The sequence below is a fragment of the Proteocatella sphenisci DSM 23131 genome (assembly GCF_000423525.1).
GTDB lineage: Bacteria > Bacillota > Clostridia > Peptostreptococcales > Filifactoraceae > Proteocatella > Proteocatella sphenisci.
Map to the genome: position 1 here is coordinate 30,316 of NZ_AUID01000015.1, position 23,241 is coordinate 53,556.

Below are 23,241 nucleotides of genomic sequence, written 5' to 3' on the forward strand. Positions count from 1 at the left end.
TCTCCTTATCTGTAACTATTCAAAAAAGTCTCAAGCATCTCTACGTTGGATATGCTTATTATCTCTACATTTTTATCTATCTTTTTTATAAGCGATCCCGCAACGTTTCCTGGGAAGACTTCGACAAATGTATTTATTCCCTGAGCAATCATATTCTTTATGGTCTTGTTCCAAAGAACAGGGCTGTATACCTGTTTTTCAAGCAGATCTGCTATGGCAGAATGTACACTTTGTGATCCGGCACTGAAAATTTCACCGGTAACATTTGGATAATAGTCTTTATCGGGAGCTTGTATAGCAATTTTATCAAGCTCAAATCTGAGTTTTGTTCCGGCGCCTGTAAGCATTTTTGTATGAAATGGTGCGCTCACATTGAGAAACATGGCTCTTTTTGCTCCGGCAGTTTTGAGTATGCCTTCAGCTTCTTTAAGTAGCTCAACCTGGCCTCCAATAACAATCTGATTGTCGGTATTTATGTTGGAGCATGAAATTATTCCCTTTGACTGAAGTGGAAGTATGGCTTCTTCAATCTTTTCCTGGCTAAGTCCCATTATAGCCATCAAGCTGCCTTTTCCCACGGGAACTTCATCTTGCATAAGCCTTCCTCTGGTTCTTACAAGGAGTACTCCGTCTTCTATAGATATGGCTCCGGCTGCAGAGAGTCCTGAATATTCTCCAAGGCTGAGGCCTGCGAATGCAGATGTGTTTATTCCATTGCTTTCAAGTATCTTTGACAGAGCCATGCTTACTGTAAATATTGCAGGCTGAGTATTTTCTGTAAGGCTCAGCTTTTCAAGGTCGGATTCAAAACATAGGTCTTTTAAATCTTCCCCAAGAGACTCGCTCGCAAGTTCAAACACTTCGCGCGCACAGGCATAGTTGTCATAGAATTCTTTGCCCATTTTTTCAAACTGGCATCCTTGGCCAGGATATACAAATGCGATTTTTTTCATAAGAAATACCTCTATTTTATTTTTTATTCAAAAAGTGATTTAATTATTTCTTCTGCAGTTTCTTCTTTTTTCACAAGGCCTGCTACTTGTCCTGACATCAGAGAACTATATCTTGTGTCACCGTCTACGACTGCTTTTCTAAAACTTCCCATTGTCAGTTCTTCGATTTTGGCTATTTTTTCTTCTGTACTCATTCCAGGAGCGTTTTCGATTTCCTTGATTTGTCTGGTCATCCTGTTTTTAAGTACACGTACTGGATGTCCTGTGATTCTTCCAGTAACGGTAGAATCGGTATCTTTTGCTGCTATGATTTCGTCTTTGTATTGCTGAGATATGGTGCATTCTTTTGCAACCAGGAATCTTGTTCCCAGCTGAACTCCTTGAGCTCCCAGTGCAAATGCAGCATTTACACCTCTTTTGTCAGCTATTCCCCCGGCTGCTATTACTGGTATGCTTACAGCATCGACGACCTGAGGGACAAGAGTCATCGTTGTAAGCTCTCCTACGTGACCTCCAGCTTCAGTGCCTTCTGCTATTATTGCATCAGCTCCAAGTCTTTCCATTCTTTTTGCAAGTGCTACGGAAGCAACTACTGGAATAACTATAATACCGTGTTCTTTCCATTTTTTCATGTATTTAGACGGATTACCTGCGCCTGTAACCACGATTTTTATATCTTCTTCTATAGCTAATTGGGCAAGATCATCCGAGTGTGGACTCATAAGCATTATGTTGAGTGCAAATGGCTTGTCTGTGAGGGATTTAATCTTGTGGATTTCTTCTTTGCAGGCTTCTTTTGTAAGTGAGCCTCCCCCTAAAATTCCAAGACCTCCTGCATTAGATACAGAAGAAACAAGGCTTGAATGTGATATCCAAGCCATTGCACCTTGAAAAAGAGGATATTTGATACCTAAAATATTCTCGATTCTCATATATGTTTTCCTTTTTTAATCCGGATTATTTGTTTTCCCATTTTTTCATGATTATTGTTGCATTGTGTCCACCAAAGCCAAGTGAATTAGACAGTGTATATTTAATATCTGACTCTATTTTGAAATCAGCTACATAGTTAAGGTCGCATTCAGGATCTGGGTTTTGTAAATTAATTGTTGGAGGAACTATACCCTCTTCAAGAGCTTTGACACAAGCTATGGCTTCTATTGCTCCGGCAGCTCCAAGCAGGTGACCAGTCATAGATTTTGTAGAGCTTATCAGGAGTTTTGAACTGTGATCTCCAAAAACCGCTTTTATAGCCTGCGTTTCGAATTTGTCATTGTATGGAGTACTTGTTCCATGTGCATTGATGTAGTCTATCTTATCAGGTGTTATGCCTGCATCAGAGATTGCTCTTTGCATTGCCTTTATAGCGCCTTTTCCTTCTGGGTCTGGTGAGGTTATATGATAAGCATCACAACTCTGGCCATATCCCGTTATTTCGGCATAAATCTTTGCATTTCTGGCAAGAGCATGGTCAAGTTCTTCAAGTACAAGGGCTCCTCCGCCTTCACCCATAACAAAGCCACTTCTGTCTTTGTCAAAAGGTATGGAAGCGCGGTTTTTGTCTTCGCCTGTATGAAGGGCGGTCATATTTGCAAATCCTGCAATTCCTGATTCTGTTATTGCAGCTTCACATCCACCCGCTATAGCAATCTCGTGATAGCCGTCTCTTATAGATCTGAAGGCATCACCGACAGCATCTGTACCAGAAGCACAAGCTGTAACTATGGCAGTAGAAGGACCTTGCAGACCTAGCTCCATTGAAACGTGAGCTGGGGCTATATTGACTATAGAAGCAGGTATGAAGAAAGGGGAAACTTTTCCCGGACCCTTAAGAGTAAGTTTTTCAATTTGTTCCTGAATGGTTCCAAGTCCGCCTATACCGCTACCTATTACTACTCTTGCATCAGATTTGTCAAAGTTAGTGTCGTTAAGCATAGAATCTTCAAATGCCATCTTTGCAGCGCATACTATAAACTGAGTAAATCGGTCCATTCTCTTTGCAGATTTAGGATCTATATATTTGCTGTAATCAAAATTTTTTACTTCGGCAACAAGCGATACCTTTGATCTTGAAGGATCAAACAAAGTTATTTTATCTATTCCGTTTTTTCCGGCTTTGAGAGATTCCCAGGTTGATTCTATATCATTTCCGACAGGACTTACTGCTCCCAGGCCGGTTATCACTACTCTTTTCATAAAAACTCCTTAAATTTTAAAATATATTTATGGCTTTATATTCCTGGAATTACTATCCCCCTGTAAAATTACAGAGGGATAAGGGGTAGGCCATCAATAAGTCTAAGATTATGCCTGTTTTTTTGTTACGTAATCTATTATATCTTGAACTGTGATTATAGAAGCAGTATCAGCATCTTCTACTTCAACATCAAATTCTTCTTCGATTTCCATTACTATTTCTACCATATCCAGTGAATCTGCTCCAAGATCTTCTTTGATGTTTGAAGTTACAGTTATTTCGCTTGCATCCTTATCCAGTTTTTCTGCCAGTATTTCTATTACTTTGTTTAACATGTTGTTTTCTCCTTTTAGTTTTCCTAATTTAAAATTTAGATAATAAAAATTTATTTATAATTACCATTCTATCAGTATTGATCCCCATGTGAGACCGGCTCCAAAACCAGCTATGATTATTTTGTCTCCTTTTTTAAGAAGGCCAAGATTGTTCATTTCTGCAAGTGCTATTGGAATACTTGCTGATGATGTGTTTCCGTAGTTTTCGATATTCATGTAGAACTTATTGATATCTATTCCAAGTTTTTTGGCTACAGTTTCTATTATTCTGAAATTGGCCTGGTGTGGGACGATATATTTTATATCATCATTGGTAAGGTTATTTCTTTCTAATATAACTTCGATAAGTTCACTTAGTGCTCCAAGTGCAAATTTGTAAACTTCTCCGCCATTCATTGACAGTTTTGGAAGTGTAGATGCATCCTGAGAAGTGTGCATTGCGTTATTTACGTTTACACTTTGAATCTGTATATTGTGAGCGGTATCATATTCACCCTGAAGATAGATATCTTTTATTTTATCATTTAAATCCTTTGTAAGGACAAGTGCACCGGCGCCATCGCCAAATATTACACAGGTATTTCTGTCAGTATAGTCTAACACTTTACTTAGAACTTCAGAACCTATTACAAGTGCATTTTTTGCAATTCCATTTTTTATCATCGAACTTGCTATTCCAAGAGCGTATACAAATCCTGTACAACCAGCAGAGATATCAAAGGCAACCGCATTCTTTATTCCCAGTTTACCCTGAACCATGCTTGCTGTAGAGGGAGTGAAGTGATCTGGAGTTATTGTTGCAACAAGAACAAGATCTATATCTTCTAGGTTTACATTTGAATTTTCAATTGCTTGTTTTCCTGCTTCATAAGCAAGGTCAGATGTATTTTCTCCGGCAGAAATATTTCTTTTCTTTATACCAGTTCTTTTTTCAATCCATTCAGAGCTTGTATCTACAAGTGTTGTAAGATGGTCATTGCCCAGGCTGAATTTGGGAGCATAGCTTCCTGTTGAGATTAAAGACATATATTACCTCTTTCTTTGCGATTCCATATGTGTAAAATGTGGAATAATGATATGGTTAATAATAATACTAAAATGGTTTTTTGTCAACAGTTCTTAATAAAAAAAATATAGACATTGGAAAATAAGTGTTTTTATCAGACACACATAAACATGTCTGATAAAAACACTGAATAAAAAAATATATTATTGACATGTGCTTTGTATTATTGTATTATATAATTAGTACAGTGGTACAATATGAAAATATGAATGATTATTCTGATGTTAAGGAGGTAAACATGGCTTGGAATTTTGAACAGGACAAACCCATATATATACAGATTATAAACAAAATAGAACTTGGAATATTATCTGGAGAGTATAAAGCTGGGGCAAAACTCGATTCAGTAAGAGAGCTTGCATCTATTGCAGGAGTTAATCCAAATACTATGCAAAAAGCTCTGCAAGAACTTGAAAACATGAATTTAGTATATAGCCAGAGGACAAGTGGAAGATTTATAACAGATGACGAGTCTGTTATAAGTCGCCTGAGAAGAAAACTTGCAGGGGTAAAGATAGTATCTTTTATGAATGACATGAAAAAACTGGGATATACTATTGATGAAATCGAAAACATGATGAAGGACTACCATGAACAGGGAGAAAAAGCATTTGAAGCCCAGGAGGTAACTTCGAAAAAACTTACAAAAGCAGTTGGAAATCTGGAAGATCTTTTAAAGGAGGGTATAAAGTAATGAATGAATATATTTTGCAATGCAATGATCTTACGAAAAAGTTTGGAAGCAAGACGGCACTTTCAAGAATAGACTTAAAACTAAAACGAGGGAAGATAACGGGATTGCTTGGACCCAACGGAAGTGGAAAAACAACGCTCATAAAGCTGGCTAACGGACTTTTGCATCCTGATGGTGGAGAAATTCTTATAGATGGCAATGCTCCAGGAGTAGAATCAAAGACTATAGTTTCATATCTTCCTGAAAAGACATATCTAAATGATTATATGACCGTAAAAGAGATAATACAGTTTTTCTGTGATTTTTACAGTGATTTTGACAAAAACAGGGCGATGGACATGCTGGCAAGACTTGGCATAAACGAAAATGACAAGCTCAAGACTATGTCAAAAGGCACAAAAGAAAAAGTCCAACTTATACTTGTTATGAGCAGAAGAGCTCAGATATATTTTCTAGACGAGCCTATTGCAGGAGTTGACCCTGCAGCAAGGGATTATATACTGGAAACTATAATTACTAATTATGACGAGAATGCGGCTATTGTTATTTCGACTCACTTGATTGCAGACATTGAAAAAGTCCTTGACGAAGTTATATTTATTAAATATGGAGAAGTCGTTATGCATAAGAGCGTAGATGAAATAAGAGAAGATGAGGGAAAGAGCGTGGACATGCTTTTCAGGGAGGTGTTTAAATGTTAGGAAAATTGCTTAAATATGAAATGAAGGGGACTGGGAGAACCCTGTTACCTTTTTATGGACTTATGATTACACTCGCAGCTATAACGAGACTATTCAATGGAATTAACATATATGAGTTCAGCAAACTTGGACAGATTGCAATGGGAATCGTAGCATTTTCATACGGACTTACAGCTACCTCTGTTATGATGCTTACTGCATTTCTTGTAGTACAGCGTTTCTACAAAACAGTTTATGGGGATGAGGGATATCTTACCCATACTCTTCCTGTCAAATCAAGAGACATAATAATAAGTAAGACAATTTCATCTTTTGTATGGGTTGCACTTAGCGCACTCATTGCTGGTATATCTGTAATTATAATAGCCTATCAGGCGGGAATGTGGAATGATATTCTTTATGCTTTAAATTACTGGACAGAAGGAATAGTGTTTGGGAAAATAATAATAACAGGTGTAAATCTAATGCTGCTTTCGATTTTTTCGATAATATCCATGACACTTATGGTATACATGTCTATATCTATAGGGCAGCTGTTTAAAAGAAAACTGATAGGATCTCTAGGGGCATTTATTGGAGTGAGCTTTATAGTTAACACTGTAACGGGAATAATTGGTAACAGTAGAATAGCTGAAAAATTCATAAATATAAGTGGTCAAAATTCAGCGCAGGCAATTTCTGATTTCAATGTATTAGTATGGATCTTAATAGCATTTTATATAATAAAAATAGTGATATACTATTTTGTTACTGAACATATGATGACAAAAAAACTCAATCTTGAATAAAACAAAAACAGGGCTTTGCCCTGTTTTTGTTTTATTAATAGTTATATTTGTGCTTGCTTGACTTGTAGCTTTGAGTTTTGCCTAATTTTTTGTTGGATCCTGAAATAAGACCAAAAACTATGCACAAGATGAGGGTTACATAACCATAATTCATTATGCTTTGTGCTGCAGATTCAAAATTGATCAGTAAAGACCTCAAAAGAGGATAATCTCCATAATTTGAGAAATCAAATAAATAAGCGCCTATAAGACTAAATACTCCGATGGAAAAAGAAACAATCGAAAGCACTATTTTGTCGTGATTTTGAGTTTTTCTATTTTCAGTAATGTTTATTATTATTATTGAAGATACAAAAGATGTAACTAAAATAGTAAAAACAGGACTCATATCCAGTGGTCCTTTAATGAGTACGGTGTCTCTTGCCAGAAAAGAGCCGGTAATTATTATTGTGAGTAAAACAATTTTATTAAAACTTCTCATGTCATGACTTCCTTTCTTATCTGATAATAGTATACCAAAAAAGTGTACTTACCAACACATAATTTATGATATTATATATATATTGTGAATTTAAAAAACATCAGGAGGAATTATAAATGACAAAAAAAATACTGCTTCTTAATCTGGGATTCTTTTTTTGCGCGCTTGGAAGTGTATTTTTTATAAGATCAGGAAGTGGAATGTCTCCGTGGGAAGTACTTCACAGTGGCATGGCAACGACACTGGGAATAAGAATTGGCAGAGCTGGTATAATGGTGTCGGGAATAATAGTAGCTATTGATTACCTGCTGGGGGCAAAAATAGGCATAGGGACTATTTTAAATATGATTATAATAGGATTATACACAGATATAATATTGTCGCTTGATATAATAAGAACCAGTGATATATATATGGTGCAGATTGCATTTCTTTTTGTAGGAATGTTTGCAATGAATATAGGTATATGGATATATATAAGTCAAGGGCTTGGGGCTGGACCCAGAGATGGACTCATGGTAGCACTCTCAAAGCGTACCAATGTTTCGGTACAGGTAGTAAGAAGCTCAATTGAAACAGGTGCAGTAATAATTGGCATAATGCTTGGAGGAAGTTTTGGTTTTGGAACAATAATATGTGCGCTTTTGGCGGGGCCTTTTATGAAACTGATATTTGACAAAATTGGATTTGATGTAAAGGGCGTAGAACATACTTATATAGGAAACTACACTTTAAAAAAAGGTGAACTATGAGATTTATAGCTGGTGTTTTAAACAAAGTAGTAATTTTGACAATTCTTTTTTTAATGATACTGGGATACGGAATAATAATAGAACCAAATCTTCTTAGAATTAACAAAATAGAAGTTGGGACACTTACCAAGGGAAAAGTAAGAGTAGTACAGTTTTCAGATACTCATCTTGATGACAACTATACAATAAGAGATCTCGAGAAAATTGTCAGGATAATTAATCATCAAGACCCTGATATAATAGTGTTTACAGGAGACCTTATAGATTCGGTGCAAGACAGTAAATATCCAGAAGACGCACTCAAGACCCTAAAAAAACTTGATGCAGAACTTGCAAAAATTGCGGTGTTTGGAAATCACGACTATGGTTCACAGGGATATAAATATTACAGGAATATGATGGAAGGGGCAGGCTTTAAGGTCCTTGTCAACGAATCGGTGATATTAAATCCAGGCGGTCAAATGATGATAAATGTTGTAGGTTTAGATGATGCACTGCTTGGAAATCCTGATTATAAAAAAGTGTCTTCACTTATAACCAAGAAGTACTATGATATACTTGTAATGCATGAACCAGATGAAATAAGTCACTTTGAACAAGACCCTTATGAACTTGCACTTGCAGGCCACAGTCATGGGGGGCAGATAAGGATTCCATTTATAGGGGAAGTAAGTACTCCACCCCTGGCAAAAAAATATGTCAAAGGTATGTATGAAATAACAGAAGAGAAAAAACTCTATGTAAGCTCAGGAATAGGAACGACTGTATTACCTGTCAGACTGATGAATATACCTGAAATAGCTGTTATAGACGTGAATATCTAGAAAAATATACAATTGTAATCAAATTGTAAATGGATTGTACAGCTCTTGTTATGGTATTATTTGATTAATTTTGATAATATTACAGGTGTAAGGTAAATAATTTAGTTTTTGAAAATTTTCATAAATAGGAGGTTTACATGAAGCGAGATATAAAAAAATTAATGGCACTGGTAATGGTTGGCTCAATGATAGCAACACCACTTTCAGCAAGTGCAGAAAAAGGCGGAAATTCTGACAAAGGAGATACTTTGACTACAAATTCAGATGAGTCTGCACAGGTAGAAAAAGCTTCAGGTATCATACAGTCTGTTGAAGGTGACGTAATAGTTGTTAACACTTCTGAGATGGGTATAGGCAGATTTATTGCAAATAAAGAAGTTGAAATAAAAGATGGAAATGGGAAAAAAATCACGGTTGCTAATTTAAAAGCAGGTATGACAGTGGATATGAGAGGCGACTTTAGAGTAGCTGGACTAAGCTACCCAGCATATTATGGTGGTACCCAGGAGATAAGTGTAAGAGCTGAAAAAGAAACAGTTACACAGGCTGTCTCAGACAATGAATATTTATATTTTGAAGGAAAAGTAACTGATACTGATGACAACAGAATAACGGTTACAAGCGGAGGTGTATCAAGGATATTTCATCTTTCTACGGTAATAATAGATACTGAAAAGGGGAATATAGTATCTCCAAATGAAATAAGCAAAGGTGATACAATTACGGCGCTTTATACTTCTAATACACCTATGGCGCTGAGCGAGCCACCACAGATAAATCCACTTATGATAGTACTTCATGACGGAGACAACTATGTAAAGATAGATCACTTCGACAAGGATCTGCTTAGTTCAGATAAAAATCTGCAACTGGTGCTTGCTGATAATACTATAATCGAAGCTTTTAAAACAAAGCAGATAGTAAAAGCTGAAGATATAAAAAACAGAGATTTGATGGTCATATATGGAGCTACTACAAGAAGCATACCAGCTCAGACTGTGGCATCGGGAATTAAAAAGATAATTCTTCTTCCAGAACTTGAAAATAATGCTTCAGACAAAGAAACTGGAACCCCAAACTCCAACTCAGATACAGATAACAAAGGAAACAAGGCCAATGCTCATGCTAAAAATGCGATAGCAAAAGAAGCTAGAAGTATGGGATACAAAGTTAACTGGAATCCAAAATCAAAAGTTGTGGTAATGACAAAAGGATCAGAAACAATAGAAGTATATGTGGGGACTACAAGATACAAGATAAATGGGATTGAAAAAAGATCAATTGTGACAAACAACATAGTAAATGGTACGACTTACGTTGGAAATGAAATACTGGACTTGCTGAAGAAATAAACTAAAAGTGAATTATAAGTGGTTAATTATATTGAAATGTCAGGAGCGAGCAGTTACAACTGTTCGCTTTTTTTGTTGAAAATGATTGCAAAATTAATACTATTACGTTATAATTGTTTAAAATACTCAATATTTTGAAAATTGCATACAATGGCATTGCCAGAAGGAGGATTTGACATGAGGGTTTATGAGAGTGATAAAATCAGAAACGTTGCAATACTGGGACACAGTGGTTCGGGAAAGAGTAATCTTACAGAAGCAATACACTACACAGCAGGGTTGACAAACAGAATTTCAAAACCAACAGACGAGGCAAAATTTACTTCTTCAATGGGATTATTTTCAATAGAATATAAGAACAATAAATACAATTTTATTGATACTCCCGGATATTTTGATTTTGCGGGAGAACTCACTTCGGCAATGAGAGCTGTTTCGGGTGCTATAATAGTTGTAGATGGAACTACGGATTTGCAGGTAGGAACAGAAAAGTCGCTCGAGATAACAGATGAGCTCAATATACCTAAATTTATATTTGTTAACAAGATAGACAGTGACAAGGCTGATTATGAAAAAATTCTGGACCAGCTTAGAGACCGATATGGCAAAAAAGTAGCACCCTTTCACGTGCCATGGGGCAAGGCAGAAGACTTTAAGGGATTCATCAATGTAGTTGACATGTTTGCAAGAGAGTATAACGGAAAAGAATGCGTGACTGTAGAAATGCCAGATGACATGCATTTACAGGTAGATCCAATCAGAGAAATGCTTTTAGAGTCGGTTGCAGAAACTGATGAAGAACTGATGGAGAAATTCTTCAATGGAGAAGCTTTTACAAAAGAAGAGATAACAAAAGGACTTAGAATAGGAGTGCTTTCTGGAGAAATCATACCGGTACTATGTGGTTCTACGGCAAAGAATATAGGTGTACATACACTTATGGATATGGTGGTAGATTATCTTCCTACTCCAATTGATGCAGGACTTCCAAGATATTCTACGGTATCTGTAGCTCAGATATTCAAGACAATGATAGATCCTTTTCTTGGGAGAGTATCATATGCAAGAATATGTGAAGGTGACTTTAAGCAGGAAATGGAAATATTCAATGTAAATCGAAATACCAAAGAACGAATCCATAAGATGTTTACTATAGTTAATAAAGAACTTAAAGAAATTGAAACAGCGCATTGTGGGGATCTTGTAGTATTTACAAAGCTAAATGATATACTTACAGGTGAAACTCTTTCTACCAGGGATGGCTATGGTCAGCAGCCTGATATGGATTTCCCAAAACATCAGATGTTAGTGGCAATTGAGGCAGTTAACAAAAATGATGAGGATAAGATTTCTACAGGTATCCAAAGACTTAAAGAAGAAGACCCGTCATTCACATATTACAGGAACAAGGAAACAAAACAACTGGTTCTTGGAGTTCAGGGAGATATACATGTGAATGCAATAAAGGATAAATTAAAAGATAAATTTGGGGTAGAAGTGCTGATAAAAGATCTCAAGGTACCATACAGAGAAACTATAAAGGGAAATTCCGACGTACAGGGAAAACACAAGAAACAGTCAGGTGGTCACGGTCAGTATGGTGATGTAAAGATAAAATTTGCACCTTCAAGTGAAGCTTTTGAATTTACAGAAGAAATTTTTGGAGGCTCTGTTCCAAAATCATATATTCCGGCAGTAGAAAAAGGACTCAGAGACTGCCTTGAGCATGGTGTGCTAGCGGGATATCCTGTGACAAATATTAAAGCAACTCTTTATGATGGATCCTATCATGATGTAGATTCATCAGAGATGGCCTTTAAAATGGCAGCAAGTTTAGCCTTTAAAAAAGGAGTAGAAGAAGCTAAACCCGTTCTTCTTGAACCTGTGATGAAACTCTCCATAGTTATTCCTGAGGAATACATGGGAGATATAATGGGAGATATGAATAAAAAAAGAGGAAGAGTTCTGGGGATGGAACCTTTCAAAAATCATAAGCAGATAATATTTGCAGAAGCGCCACAAGCTGAAACTTTTAAATATGCAATAGATCTTAAGGCCATGACACAAGGAAGAGGATACTTTGAGATGGAATTTGTAAGATATGAAGAAGTCCCTGGGCAGATGGCAGAAAAGATAATTGCTGAAGCAAAAACTGAAAAATAATATTATGGACACTTGGCACTGAAGGTAACAAACGATTTGGAGAATATAGGAAAGATTTATAAAAAAAGGGTTATACAATTAAATTGTATAACCCTTTTTCATTTTATATCCTGGTTTCCAGAAGGGAACTAGCAACTTGAAACTATACAACCATCAAAATCCTTTTGTGGAAAAGAATTAAATGTGGTAAAATATATAAGTCTTAATTAATAATAAAACGGAGAAAATAATGAAAAAATATATAGAAAATGTTGAAAAGACCATAGAAATAGGAATGATTATCGGTAGAGCTCTGAAAAATGGAGACATTATATGCCTTGATGGTGACCTTGGTGCGGGGAAAACGCATCTCTCAAAAGGAATTGCAAAAGGCCTGGACATTGAAGAAGAAATTACAAGTCCAACATTTACCATAGTTCAGGAATATGAAGGCCGTATACCTCTTTATCATTTTGATGTATACAGGATTGCTGACAGCGAAGAGATGTACAATGTCGGATTTGAAGACTATCTTAACAAAAATGGAGCTATAATAATCGAATGGTCAGAAATTATAAGAGATATACTTCCTAATGACAGACTTGAAATAAAGCTGGTTTATGCGCCTGAAGGCGGCAGGTATTTTACTTTTAATGCATTTGGGAAAAGGCACGAAGATTTGCTGAGAGATATATCTGAGAGATTAACATAAGGAAGGAAAATATAATAATGAAAATACTTGCTATAGATACATCTTCTGCATCTCTTGGAGTAGCGCTTTGCAGCGAAAAAGCCATGCTTGCAGAATTTACTCAAAATAAAGCGCTGACCCACAGCGAAAAACTAATGCCGCTCATTGACACAATGCTGAAGAACATAGATGAGGACATAAAATTGGTAGACGCAGTCGCGTGCACTACAGGGCCTGGATCTTTTACAGGAATAAGGATAGGAGTTTCAACTGCAAATGCATTTGCCATGGCAAATGGGATACCTGTAATTGGGATTTCATCACTGGAGGCCCTTGCTCACAATTTCAAATATGCAGACCATGTTATAGTGTCGACAATGTATGCGCAAAGAGATGACTATTACAGGGGAATATACAGTTTTGAAGATGCAAAGATACGTATCATAAAATCTGAAGAGGCAATAAGCAAAGATGATATAATCATTGAGATAAGAGAAATGATGAAATCTCAAAAAAAAGTAATACTTTGTGGAGAAATGCCAGACAGGTATAGAACAGGGCTTATGGAATCTGAAGAACTAAAAAACCTTACAAAAGAACCAGGATTTCTGATTGCGGACAAAAACCTTAATTTTCTAAGGTCCTCAAATCTTTGTGAAATCGCGTTTGATATAATTACATCGGGAAAAGCTGTGGATATGCCAAGATACATTGAACCTGTCTATATAAGAAAACCACAGGCCGAGGTTCAGTATGAGGAAAAGATGGCAAAAGTAAAAGCTATGCAAAGTATGAAAGACAGAGGATGAAAAATGGAATGTAAAAAGATGGATCATGCACACGCAGAGCAGGTGTATCAGATTGAAGAACTGTCGTTTGTGACTCCCTGGGGCAGAAAATCTATAAAAACTGAGATAGATAATAAGTTAGGAAGATATATAGTAATAATGGATGGTGACAAGGTGGCGGCATATGGAGGGTTCTGGCTGGTACTTGATGAAGCAAACATAAACAATGTAGCGGTTCATCCTGATTACAGAGGAAAAAAGATATCTAAAATGTTGATGAATAAACTTATGGAAATGGCAGTCAGCGAGAATGCAAAACACATGTATCTTGAAGTAAGGTCCAGCAATTCTATAGCCCAGGGACTTTACAGAGGACTTGGTTTTAAAATGATTGGCCTTAGATCGGGTTATTATACAGACACTGATGAAGATGCCATAGTTATGATGAAGGAATTTTAATAATATGAAATCACTAAATAATGATAAGATAAAGGAAAAAGATGTAATAATCCTTGCAATAGAGAGCAGCTGCGACGAAACTGCTGCGGCGGTGATTAAAAATGGAAGAGAGATAATGTCAAATATTGTCTCAACTCAGATAGAAATCCATAAAAAATTTGGAGGAGTAGTTCCAGAAGTTGCATCGAGAAATCACGTTGTGGATATAAATCCTGTAATAGAAAATGCGCTTTTAGCTGCCAAAATAAAACTTGAAGACGTAGATGTAATTGCAGCAACATATGGCCCAGGGCTTGTGGGAGCGCTTCTTGTAGGGCTTTCAACTGCAAAAGCACTGTCTTATGCAACCGGTAAACCTTTTGTAGGAGTAAATCACATACAGGGCCATATCGCGGCGAATTATCTTGCATTTCCAGAACTGAAACCGCCTTTTATTTCCCTTATAGTTTCAGGGGGCCATACTCATATAGTAGAGGTTAAGGACTATAACGAAATAGAGATAATAGGAAAAACCAGAGATGATGCAGCCGGAGAAGCCTATGACAAGGTCGCAAGGGCAATTGGCCTCGGATATCCGGGCGGGCCCCTGGTAGATGAACTTGCAAAAGAGGGGAGTCCTAATATTGAATTTCCAAAGGCGATGTATAAAGAAGACAATTATGACTTCAGCTTTTCAGGGATAAAATCATCCGTCCTAAATTATATAAACAACAAGAAGATGAAAGGTCAAACCTATAGCAATGCCGACATTGCAGCTTCTTTTCAGCATGCGGTAGTGGATATTCTTATTCATAAAACTATAAAGGCTGTAAAAGACAGAGGCTATGACTGCGTAGTTCTAAGCGGAGGAGTTTCTGCAAATTCTGCGCTAAGAAAAAACATGGAAAAGAGATGCAAAGAAGATAAATTGGATATATATTATCCGCCTCTTGGACTTTGTACAGATAATGCGGCAATGATAGGGTCATGTGCATATTACAGGTATATAGATGGATATGTGGATGATATGTACCTAAATGCAAAGCCAAATCTGAAAATTGGCGAAAATTAGAAACAAAATCTAATAAGTATACAAGGATACTTGTATTAACTGCGAATGTTTGATAAAATAGTATGGGAAAAGTTCGAAAAAATATAAATATATAAATTGGTTTAGTATGTAAGTATTTTTATAAATGGATGTTTTAGGAGGAAAAAAATGCCAGGAATAGCAATAATAGGCTCACAGTGGGGAGACGAAGGAAAAGGTAAAATAATAGATTATCTAGCAAAAAACTCAGACCTTGTAGTTAGAGCGCAAGGCGGCAATAACGCAGGCCATACAGTGGTTGTAGGCGATCAAAAATATGCACTTCACCTAGTACCTTCAGGAATACTGAATCCGGATGCAATTAATGTAATCGGAAACGGTGTGGTAATAGATCCACAAGTACTTCTAAAAGAACTGTCAGGCTTTGAAGAAAGAGGCGTAAATACTTCAAGCCTAAAAATAAGTGACAAAGCTCACATAATAATGCCATACCATAAAATAATAGATGCATTAATGGAAGAGTCCAGAGGAAAAGAAGATATAGGAACTACTAAAAAAGGCATAGGCCCATGTTATATGGACAAGGTTGAGCGTATTGGAATAAGGATGGCAGACCTTGTTGATGAAAAGATGTTTGCAGAAAAACTCAATTTTGCACTAAGTAGAAAAAACGACATCATAACAAAGATGTATGGAAAAGAAGCACTTTCATATGAAGATATGTACAAAGAATATATCGAATACGGAAGAAAGCTTAAAAAATATGTTACAGCAACAGAATTTGTAGTAAACAAAGCGATTGCAGACAATAAAAAAGTTCTGTTTGAAGGAGCTCAAGGCGCAATGCTGGATACAGATTTTGGAACATACCCATATGTTACATCATCTCACCCTACAGTAGGAGGATTCCTTGTGGGTGCTGGAGTCAATGCCAGAGCCATAGATGAAGTCATAGGAATTACAAAGGCCTACACTACAAGAGTTGGAAAAGGACCTTTTGTAACTGAAGAAGACAATGCAACAGGAGACCTTATAAGACAAAAAGGAAAAGAATTTGGAACTACTACAGGAAGACCAAGAAGATGTGGATGGCTTGACCTGGTAGTAATTAAATATACGGCAATGCTAAACGGATATACATCAATAGCGCTTATGCTTCTTGACGTTCTTGAGGGATTTGAAGAACTTAAAATCTGTGTGGCCTATAGCCTTGATGGAAAAGAAATAACAGAGCTTCCTTCTACAAGAGAAGAACTTGAAAGAGCGATTCCTGTATACAAGACTGTAAAAGGATTTACACAAGAAGAGATAACTGAAGCAAAGACATATGAATCTCTACCTAAAGAAGCAAAAGAATATGTGCAGATAATAGAAGAGTACGTAGGAGTACCAGTAAATATTATCTCAGTTGGCCCAAGAAGAGACCAGACAATACTGAGAAAAGACTTCTTTTAATAACATCAAATTTTAAGAAATATTTTCCCTGACTTTGGAAATAATCCCGGGTCGGGGATTTCTTATATGTATTAAAGCAGAGATAGAATATAGAAGCGAGGTGAAATTATGAAAAAGGCAGTTATAATAAACGCAAGCCCAAGAAAAAATGGGAACAGTAGCCAGATATCAGAGTATATAATAAAAAAACTTGAAGGAATGGATATAACATATTTCAATCTCAGAGAAATGGAATTCACGGGCTGTATAGACTGCGGCTACTGCAGTAAAAATAGGGGTTGCGTGATAAAAGATGAATTGCAAAATATGTACAGTATATTTGACGAATCAGATATTACAATTACCATAACGCCCATATATTTTGATGGAACACCGTGGAAACTCAAAGCCATGATAGACAGGATGCAGGCCATATACAACAGCAAGTATACTCTAAAAGATTCACTTATAGACAGGTCTAAAAAAAGAAGAGGATTTGCCGTTTCTATTGCAGGGGGGCCTGAGTATGAGACTCAGTTTCAAGGAAATAAAAACGTGCTTGAATTTATGTACAAAAGTATAAATACGGAGCTTATAGAACACATAAATGTATCAGATACAGACCATGTTCCAGCATATGAAAATAAAAAAGCTATGGCAGAAATTGACATGCTTATAGATAGGATATATTAGGAAAAGAGGAAATTATGTATACAGTAAAACAGGGAAATACTTTAGAAGATGCAAAATGGAAATTTAAATCAGACCTTCATACCCACAGTATAGTAAGTGGGCACGCATATACAACGCTTATGGAGAACATAGATTTTTGCAGTAAAGAAGGCATGAAAATACTTGGATTTTCAGAGCATGGACCTCATTTCCCGGGAGGCCCTCATGAGGCATACTTTCATAATATGAGAATAATACCAAGGAAAATAAAAGATGTAACAGTTCTGCGAGGATGCGAGCTCAATATTATGAATGCAGAGGGTGACGTTGACCCGGGTTTTGAACGATTCAAAAAAGTCATGGATTACTGCATAGCAAGTCTTCATGAGCTGGTAGTTGCACCTATGAGCCTTGAAGAAAACACTCAGTCAATAATAAATGCCGTAAACAGATACAGTGAGATTATAATTTTGGGCCACATCGGGAATCCAAACTATCCTATAGATCAGGAAAAAATTGTAAAACTTGCAAAAGAAAAAGACATCATGATAGAGATAAACAACTCATCTCTTGGAAATGGGTCAAGAAAAGGAAGCAGGACTAACTGTCAAAACATTGCAGAGCTTTGTATGAAACACGAAGTAAAGATAATACTTTCAACCGATGCACATATAAACTCTGAGATAGGAAGATTTGACAGATCGATAATGCTGCTCGATGAAATTGATTTTCCAGAAAAGCTTGTTATGAACGAACCCGAAAAACTCATGAAATACCTTCATGAAAGAGGGATCGCAACTGATGTAGATTAAAAGCTGATAATGAATATAGATAAAAACTCCAAAAAAATGGTATGCAAGTTACGATTGCATACCATTTTTTTCAGTTTTATATAATAGATATTGAGAAAAAAATTATATTGACAAGGGTATGATTTAGGATTAATATGTACATATTAACAAATGCGCATATGATGATTAGAAATATGAGATTAGAAGCAGAGGTGCCTTAAATGAACAGATTAACAAACATATTCAAGCTGTTGTCTGACGAGACAAGACTTAGGATGATAATGCTACTTAACAAAGAAGCTATGTGTGTATGTGAAATAAGTGGGATACTTAATATACCACAGCCAAGAATATCGCAAAATCTTTCAAAACTAAGAGATATGGATCTCGTAAAAGATGAAAGAAAAGAAAAATTTGTGTATTATGCACTCAAAAAAAATAATATAGTATTAAATGAGATAATAAAAAATATAGAAGATGACGTGGAATCATATCCCCAGCTTTTGGAAGACAGAAAAAGAATAAGTGATAAGGATATTTATCTAAGTCAATGTGGAGTCAGCTTAAATAAATAATCTTATTAGTAAGAAGGAGATGGAATTATGATTATTTTTAAATGGATCAACAGTCAGGTCCTGAAGATGGATTGGCTTTATAATATAGTAAAGCTGCTTGTGGAGAATGTATTTGGATTAAGCCTGGCTGAAAGGCTGGGTGGAAGTATACACTTCTTTATATATGATGTAATAAAGATATTCATACTGCTTTCTGTACTGATTTTTTCTATTTCTTATATACAGAGCTTCTTTCCACCGGAAAAAACACGTAAGATACTTGGGAAATATAACGGAATCTCAGCAAATATACTTGGAGCGCTGCTTGGAACGGTAACTCCATTTTGTTCCTGTTCATCAATTCCACTTTTTATAGGTTTTACGAGCGCAGGGCTTCCTATAGGAGTTACTTTTTCTTTTCTTATATCTTCACCTCTTGTAGACCTTGCATCGGTAATACTCCTTGCGAGCATATTTAATTGGAAGATTGCCATTGCGTATGTAGTAGTGGGTCTTGTCCTTGCAGTAATTGGAGGAAGCATAATAAGCAGAGCAAAGCTTGAAGATCAGGTGGAGGATTTTGTCTTCAGTAACAAGATGATAGAAGTAGAAGAAGAGGAGCTAACTGTCAGGGATAGAATAAATTTTGGTAAAGACCAGGTAAAAGATATAGTGAAAAGAGTATGGCTCTATGTAATTATTGGAGTTGGAATAGGTGCAGCTATACACAACTGGATACCCGAAGCACTTATTGCGGCAGTACTTGGCCAGGACAAATGGTACTCAGTTTTCGTGGCAACATTTGCAGGAATACCTATGTATGCAGACATATTTGGCACGCTTCCTATTGCAGAGGCACTTGTAGGTAAGGGGGTTGGGATTGGAACTGCACTTTCTTTCATGATGGGAGTAACGGCCCTTTCACTTCCTTCTCTGATAATGTTAAAAAAAGTTGTAAAGCCTAAATTGTTGGGTGTATTCTTTGGGATAGTAACAGCAGGCATATTGGTAATAGGATTTGCTTTTAATGCTTTTGCTTATCTCTTTATCTAAAAAGGAGGAAATGAAGATGGTAATAAAAATACTTGGAACAGGATGTGCAAGCTGTAAAAAATTGGAAGAAAATGCTAAAGAAGCGGTAAAGTCACTTGGAATAGAAGCAACTGTAGAAAAAGTTGAGGAACTCCAGGAAATAATGGCATATGGAGTAATGAAAACTCCCGCTCTTGTTATTGATGAAAAAGTCAAATCTATGGGCAAGGTACTTTCAGCAGAAGATATTAAGAAATTTCTTAAATAATAAAAGGAAAAAAACAAGTAAAGGGAATGGCAGAGACTTTGGAAGATATGCCATTCCCTTTTTAAGATTCAGCATTAGTATTTTCGCTTAAGATAGAAATAACCTGCCCAGTACACAGACAGCTGAACGCACATCAAAAGGCCGGTAACTGTGCTGGCTTCATTTCTCCCCATAATCCTGAGAATTATCACTGCGACAGCCTCGAGCAGGATAGAGTAGGAAAATGTTATGCTCCTGGCTTTTTCTGCAAGGAATCTGTTTCTTTCGTCACTGTTTTCTATGTCTGTTTTTTTCGCATAGCCTTCATCTGTCCTGTACCTGTGTATCTGAACCAGTCTGAGAGCGGATATGATCACAAAACCAAGACCCATTCCGGGCCAGTAGGAATCACTTACTCCCTTCAAAAGAGATATAATGAACATGGCTGCTCCAGTTATGGCAAGCAGTATATAATAGTATTCTTTCTTTCTTATGTTATCCATCGGGTTCCTCCTCAAAAATAAAAATATCCTCAATGCTCATTGAAAAATATCTTGCAATCTTGAATGCAAGAAGTATGGAAGGATTGTATCTTCCGTTTTCAAGCGAGCTTATGGTCTGACGTGAAACGCAAAGTGCTCTGGCGAGGTCTTCCTGGTTGAGGCATCTCTCGTTTCTTATTTCTTCCAGCCTGTTTTTCAAGCATTTCACCTCCCGTGCAGGTCATATTTCAAATTAATGTAAAGTTAACTTTACATTAATGATAACAATAATTTCTGAGATTGTCAACAAAAAAGACAGGATGCAGTTTATTCAAACTGTAGCCTGTCTTTAGTACGATTTATCAATAATTTAGTGTATTTAGTTAAAGTGAAATCTTGAAAAGTTTTTTTGCAGGGGTTCTCATCAGCGCTGAATAAATTACCATTGCTATTACAAAACCAAGGAGGAACTGAATCATATTCCAAGGTACGCTCAGGGCTGAAACTGCAAAGTTTGCGTAGAGGAGTCCCCCGGCGATGTAATAGGCAAACACCATCCAAAGCCCCGCGAATGTCATTGAGATAATAATATATACAGGAATCCTTATGTTGTTTTTCTTCTTCATATATACAGCAGCTATTATCAGAAAAAGAGGAATCAGAAGGGCTCCTATCATTATTTGTGATTGAACCTCAGAAATAAATGCAGGTAGAGCATCTAAAGATCCAAGCTCAGCGCTATCAACAAGTACCTGAGGATTAGAAAGAGCCTGGGATGAAATTATGCCTCCAAGCACGAAATTGAATCCCAGCCATGAAGCTGCAGTCGCTATGCTTATACCGGCCAAGTTTCTTTTGTTTTTTCTTGCAAGTTCTATGCATAGACCCATTATTATGGCCATAACAAGTTTTATTACAAGGGTCCAGGGAGCCCAGTTTGCGTATCCTGCAAATAGGTCGGCCATCATAGAGCCAACCCCAGCTGCAAATCCGCCTCTTTTCCATCCAAGCAGTAGGACTGATATGAATATCATGCTGTCTCCAAGGTGGATGTATCCGCCAGTAAATGGAACTGGTACCATAAGAAACATCGTTGCTATTGTAACCAGTGCGGTCATAAGTCCGGTCAGTACCAGTAGACTAGTTTTATTATTTGATTCTCTTGATTTGTTCATGTTTATACCTCGTTTCTCAGTGTATGTAGATTGACAATTATGCTTATATAATATATTATACAATAAATTGTATATTAAAAAAGAGTCAGTTTTCGAAATTTCAAAGAGTACAGATTGGAGTTTTATATGAAAGAAATATTGCCAGTACTGGATTATACCAGCGAGGAACCACTTTATCAGCAATTGTATAAATATATAAAAAATGAGATTGAAACAGGAAGGCTGAGGCCCGATGAAAAACTGCCCTCTATCAGAGGAATCTCCGAGAAAACAGGTGTAAGTAAGACGACTATTCAGACAGCCTATGATCAGCTCATGATAGAAGGATATATCTATAGTAAATTAAAATCGGGTTATTATGTAAGTCACATAATACTTGAGGAAATTTTAGAAGATGATGAAAGGGAGCATTTTTCTAACAAGCATGCGGCAGAAGAAGTGCCATCATCAGAATATCTTAAATATCATGATGACACTTCATTTGATTTTGTAAAGTGGAAGAAATGCAGCAATCACGTACTCACATATAAAACCATGGAGCTTCTCACCGATGCGGAGGCACAAGGAGAGCAAGAACTGAGGCGGGGAATAGCAAAATATGTATATCAGTCCAGAGGCGTTTACTGTAAGGCGGAAGACATAGTAGTTGGGGCAGGTGTGCAGCAGATAATGGTAATGCTGTGTGTAATTTTTAAAAAACTGGAAAAAGAATCCATAAGTTTTGAGAATCCAGGTTTTGTCCTAAGTCAGAATATATTTCGTGATTATTCTTATGACGTGACATCCATAGATATAGAAGAAAATGGCATTGATATGGATATACTTAAAAAAACAGACCCAGATATAGTTTATATAAGTCCTTCTCATCAATTTCCCACGGGTGCGGTCATGCCTATAGCAAAAAGGATGCAGGTATTGAGCTGGGCAATGGAAAATGAAAAATATATAATTGAAGATGACTATGACAGTGAGCTCAGATATACAGGAAAGCCTGTACCTGCACTCAAAGGCCTAGACAAGAATGACAGGGTCATATATGCAGGGTCGTTTTCTTCTACGCTCTTGCCTTCTATAAGAATAAGTTACATGGTCATGCCAGAGCCCATAAAAAAAAATTATATGAGTATGAAGAACAATTATGCCCAGGGGTGCTCAAAGGTGGATCAATTGACACTGAGCCGGTTCATGAAGGAAGGTTATTATCAGAAACATATAAGGAGGATAAGAAGGATATATGCTGAAAAAAGCATGCTCATGACCAGCATAATAAAGAAAAGATATGCTGATATAATGGACGTTGTAAGCAATTCGTCGGGGCTTTATATAATACTTGAGATAAAGTCTGGAAAATCTGAATTAGAAGTAGTAGAAAAGATAAATATAGCTGGTATAAAGGCAACTTCATTCAGCGATTATGTCAGAGGACTCAAAAAAATCAGGAGGCCTATGTTCATGCTCTATTTTTTTAATCTAGACATCAGCAGATTTGAAGAGATAACGGATGTCATTGCAAATATAATAAGAGAATAGTAAATGTTTAACTACGCTTGAAAACGTATTCATGAAGTGGTAGAATAAAGATAACTTAATAAATTGGAGGA

At 36.5% G+C, this 23,241-nt stretch carries 27 protein-coding genes; 18 read left to right on the forward strand and 9 right to left on the reverse strand.

Translation table 11 applies throughout. The features are described 5' to 3' along the window. Nucleotides 1-5: 5 nt before the first annotated feature. From fabD to G558_RS0106950, 5 genes are all read right to left on the reverse strand, one after another. A complete protein-coding gene (fabD, locus tag G558_RS0106930; protein ID WP_028829532.1) occupies nt 6-953 on the reverse strand; it encodes an ACP S-malonyltransferase in 948 nt (315 codons plus the stop codon). Nucleotides 954-976: 23 nt separating this feature from the next. Then, nucleotides 977-1,885: an enoyl-[acyl-carrier-protein] reductase FabK gene (gene fabK, locus G558_RS0106935; RefSeq protein WP_028829533.1), complete on the reverse strand. Its 909-nt coding sequence runs from the start codon at nt 1,883-1,885 to the stop codon at nt 977-979. A gap of 25 nt (nt 1,886-1,910) precedes the next feature. Further along, a complete protein-coding gene (fabF, locus tag G558_RS0106940; protein WP_028829534.1) occupies nt 1,911-3,149 on the reverse strand; it encodes a beta-ketoacyl-ACP synthase II in 1,239 nt (412 codons plus the stop codon). A gap of 108 nt (nt 3,150-3,257) precedes the next feature. Then, nucleotides 3,258-3,485: an acyl carrier protein gene (gene acpP, locus G558_RS0106945; RefSeq protein WP_028829535.1), complete on the reverse strand. Its 228-nt coding sequence runs from the start codon at nt 3,483-3,485 to the stop codon at nt 3,258-3,260. 60 nt (nt 3,486-3,545) lie between these two features. After that, the gene (locus tag G558_RS0106950; RefSeq protein ID WP_036931752.1) at nt 3,546-4,511 is read right to left on the reverse strand and encodes a beta-ketoacyl-ACP synthase III; all 966 of its coding nucleotides are present in this window, start codon (nt 4,509-4,511) and stop codon (nt 3,546-3,548) included. 278 nt (nt 4,512-4,789) lie between these two features. On the opposite strand from G558_RS0106950, the gene G558_RS12630 reads away from it, so the two are divergent. The 3 genes from G558_RS12630 to G558_RS0106965 are packed head-to-tail and all read left to right on the forward strand — an operon-like array spanning nt 4,790 to nt 6,734. Then, nucleotides 4,790-5,245 (forward strand): GntR family transcriptional regulator, encoded by a 456-nt coding sequence (locus G558_RS12630; RefSeq protein WP_071604464.1) that lies wholly within the window; start codon nt 4,790-4,792, stop codon nt 5,243-5,245. Then, on the forward strand, nt 5,245-5,946 hold the full coding sequence (locus tag G558_RS0106960; RefSeq protein WP_028829537.1) for an ABC transporter ATP-binding protein: 702 nt from the start codon (nt 5,245-5,247) through the stop codon (nt 5,944-5,946). Before G558_RS12630 ends, G558_RS0106960 begins: the two co-directional genes overlap by 1 nt. Next, nucleotides 5,940-6,734 carry a hypothetical protein gene (locus G558_RS0106965; RefSeq protein ID WP_028829538.1) on the forward strand — a complete coding sequence of 265 codons (795 nt, stop codon included), beginning with the start codon at nt 5,940-5,942 and terminating at the stop codon, nt 6,732-6,734. The genes G558_RS0106960 and G558_RS0106965 overlap by 7 nt, the downstream gene beginning before the upstream one ends. Nucleotides 6,735-6,768: 34 nt before the next feature. On the opposite strand, the gene G558_RS0106970 is transcribed toward G558_RS0106965, so the two are convergent. Further along, on the reverse strand, nt 6,769-7,215 hold the full coding sequence (locus G558_RS0106970; protein WP_028829539.1) for a hypothetical protein: 447 nt from the start codon (nt 7,213-7,215) through the stop codon (nt 6,769-6,771). Nucleotides 7,216-7,331: 116 nt separating this feature from the next. Here G558_RS0106970 and G558_RS12635 point away from each other — a divergent pair, with 116 nt between their 5' ends. From G558_RS12635 to G558_RS0107040, 14 genes are all read left to right on the forward strand, one after another. Further along, complete coding sequence (locus G558_RS12635) at nt 7,332-7,967, forward strand: YczE/YyaS/YitT family protein (RefSeq protein ID WP_051188547.1); 636 nt, start codon at nt 7,332-7,334, stop codon at nt 7,965-7,967. Continuing rightward, the gene (locus G558_RS0106980; RefSeq protein ID WP_028829540.1) at nt 7,964-8,791 is read left to right on the forward strand and encodes a metallophosphoesterase; all 828 of its coding nucleotides are present in this window, start codon (nt 7,964-7,966) and stop codon (nt 8,789-8,791) included. Before G558_RS12635 ends, G558_RS0106980 begins: the two co-directional genes overlap by 4 nt. A 1,157-nt stretch (nt 8,792-9,948) precedes the next feature. Next, nucleotides 9,949-10,143, forward strand: a complete 195-nt coding sequence (locus tag G558_RS14530; protein WP_408633489.1) for a stalk domain-containing protein — start codon at nt 9,949-9,951, stop codon at nt 10,141-10,143. A 177-nt stretch (nt 10,144-10,320) separates the two neighbouring features. Then, on the forward strand, nt 10,321-12,306 hold the full coding sequence (locus G558_RS0106990; protein WP_028829541.1) for an elongation factor G: 1,986 nt from the start codon (nt 10,321-10,323) through the stop codon (nt 12,304-12,306). 229 nt (nt 12,307-12,535) lie between these two features. Next, nucleotides 12,536-12,997 carry a tRNA (adenosine(37)-N6)-threonylcarbamoyltransferase complex ATPase subunit type 1 TsaE gene (gene tsaE / locus G558_RS0106995; RefSeq protein ID WP_036931754.1) on the forward strand — a complete coding sequence of 154 codons (462 nt, stop codon included), beginning with the start codon at nt 12,536-12,538 and terminating at the stop codon, nt 12,995-12,997. 17 nt (nt 12,998-13,014) lie between these two features. Then, nucleotides 13,015-13,785: a tRNA (adenosine(37)-N6)-threonylcarbamoyltransferase complex dimerization subunit type 1 TsaB gene (gene tsaB / locus G558_RS0107000; protein WP_028829543.1), complete on the forward strand. Its 771-nt coding sequence runs from the start codon at nt 13,015-13,017 to the stop codon at nt 13,783-13,785. 3 nt (nt 13,786-13,788) lie between these two features. Further along, complete coding sequence (gene rimI, locus G558_RS0107005; RefSeq protein ID WP_028829544.1) at nt 13,789-14,223, forward strand: ribosomal protein S18-alanine N-acetyltransferase; 435 nt, start codon at nt 13,789-13,791, stop codon at nt 14,221-14,223. A 4-nt stretch (nt 14,224-14,227) separates the two neighbouring features. Next, nucleotides 14,228-15,274: a tRNA (adenosine(37)-N6)-threonylcarbamoyltransferase complex transferase subunit TsaD gene (tsaD, locus tag G558_RS0107010; RefSeq protein ID WP_036931755.1), complete on the forward strand. Its 1,047-nt coding sequence runs from the start codon at nt 14,228-14,230 to the stop codon at nt 15,272-15,274. 147 nt (nt 15,275-15,421) lie between these two features. Continuing rightward, nucleotides 15,422-16,708: an adenylosuccinate synthase gene (locus G558_RS0107015; protein ID WP_028829546.1), complete on the forward strand. Its 1,287-nt coding sequence runs from the start codon at nt 15,422-15,424 to the stop codon at nt 16,706-16,708. A 108-nt stretch (nt 16,709-16,816) separates the two neighbouring features. Beyond that, complete coding sequence (locus G558_RS12645; protein WP_036931757.1) at nt 16,817-17,380, forward strand: flavodoxin family protein; 564 nt, start codon at nt 16,817-16,819, stop codon at nt 17,378-17,380. Nucleotides 17,381-17,394: 14 nt separating this feature from the next. Then, nucleotides 17,395-18,171 (forward strand): phosphatase, encoded by a 777-nt coding sequence (locus tag G558_RS0107025; protein WP_051188551.1) that lies wholly within the window; start codon nt 17,395-17,397, stop codon nt 18,169-18,171. 200 nt (nt 18,172-18,371) lie between these two features. Next, nucleotides 18,372-18,725, forward strand: a complete 354-nt coding sequence (locus G558_RS0107030; protein WP_028829548.1) for an ArsR/SmtB family transcription factor — start codon at nt 18,372-18,374, stop codon at nt 18,723-18,725. A gap of 27 nt (nt 18,726-18,752) precedes the next feature. Next, on the forward strand, nt 18,753-19,757 hold the full coding sequence (locus G558_RS0107035) for a permease (protein ID WP_028829549.1): 1,005 nt from the start codon (nt 18,753-18,755) through the stop codon (nt 19,755-19,757). Between the two features lie 16 nt (nt 19,758-19,773). Next, nucleotides 19,774-20,004 (forward strand): thioredoxin family protein, encoded by a 231-nt coding sequence (locus G558_RS0107040; protein WP_028829550.1) that lies wholly within the window; start codon nt 19,774-19,776, stop codon nt 20,002-20,004. 74 nt (nt 20,005-20,078) lie between these two features. Here G558_RS0107040 and G558_RS0107045 read toward each other — a convergent pair whose 3' ends face one another. The 3 genes from G558_RS0107045 to G558_RS13390 all read right to left on the reverse strand — a co-directional run bounded on the left by G558_RS0107045 (nt 20,079) and on the right by G558_RS13390 (nt 21,640). Beyond that, the gene (locus G558_RS0107045; RefSeq protein WP_028829551.1) at nt 20,079-20,486 is read right to left on the reverse strand and encodes a hypothetical protein; all 408 of its coding nucleotides are present in this window, start codon (nt 20,484-20,486) and stop codon (nt 20,079-20,081) included. After that, on the reverse strand, nt 20,479-20,685 hold the full coding sequence (locus tag G558_RS0107050; RefSeq protein ID WP_028829552.1) for a helix-turn-helix transcriptional regulator: 207 nt from the start codon (nt 20,683-20,685) through the stop codon (nt 20,479-20,481). The genes G558_RS0107045 and G558_RS0107050 overlap by 8 nt, the downstream gene beginning before the upstream one ends. Before the next feature lie 163 nt (nt 20,686-20,848). After that, on the reverse strand, nt 20,849-21,640 hold the full coding sequence (locus G558_RS13390) for an ECF transporter S component (protein ID WP_051188553.1): 792 nt from the start codon (nt 21,638-21,640) through the stop codon (nt 20,849-20,851). Nucleotides 21,641-21,766: 126 nt separating this feature from the next. Here G558_RS13390 and pdxR point away from each other — a divergent pair, with 126 nt between their 5' ends. After that, complete coding sequence (gene pdxR / locus G558_RS12655) at nt 21,767-23,170, forward strand: MocR-like pyridoxine biosynthesis transcription factor PdxR (protein WP_051188555.1); 1,404 nt, start codon at nt 21,767-21,769, stop codon at nt 23,168-23,170. The last annotated feature ends 71 nt before the right edge of the window (nt 23,171-23,241 follow it).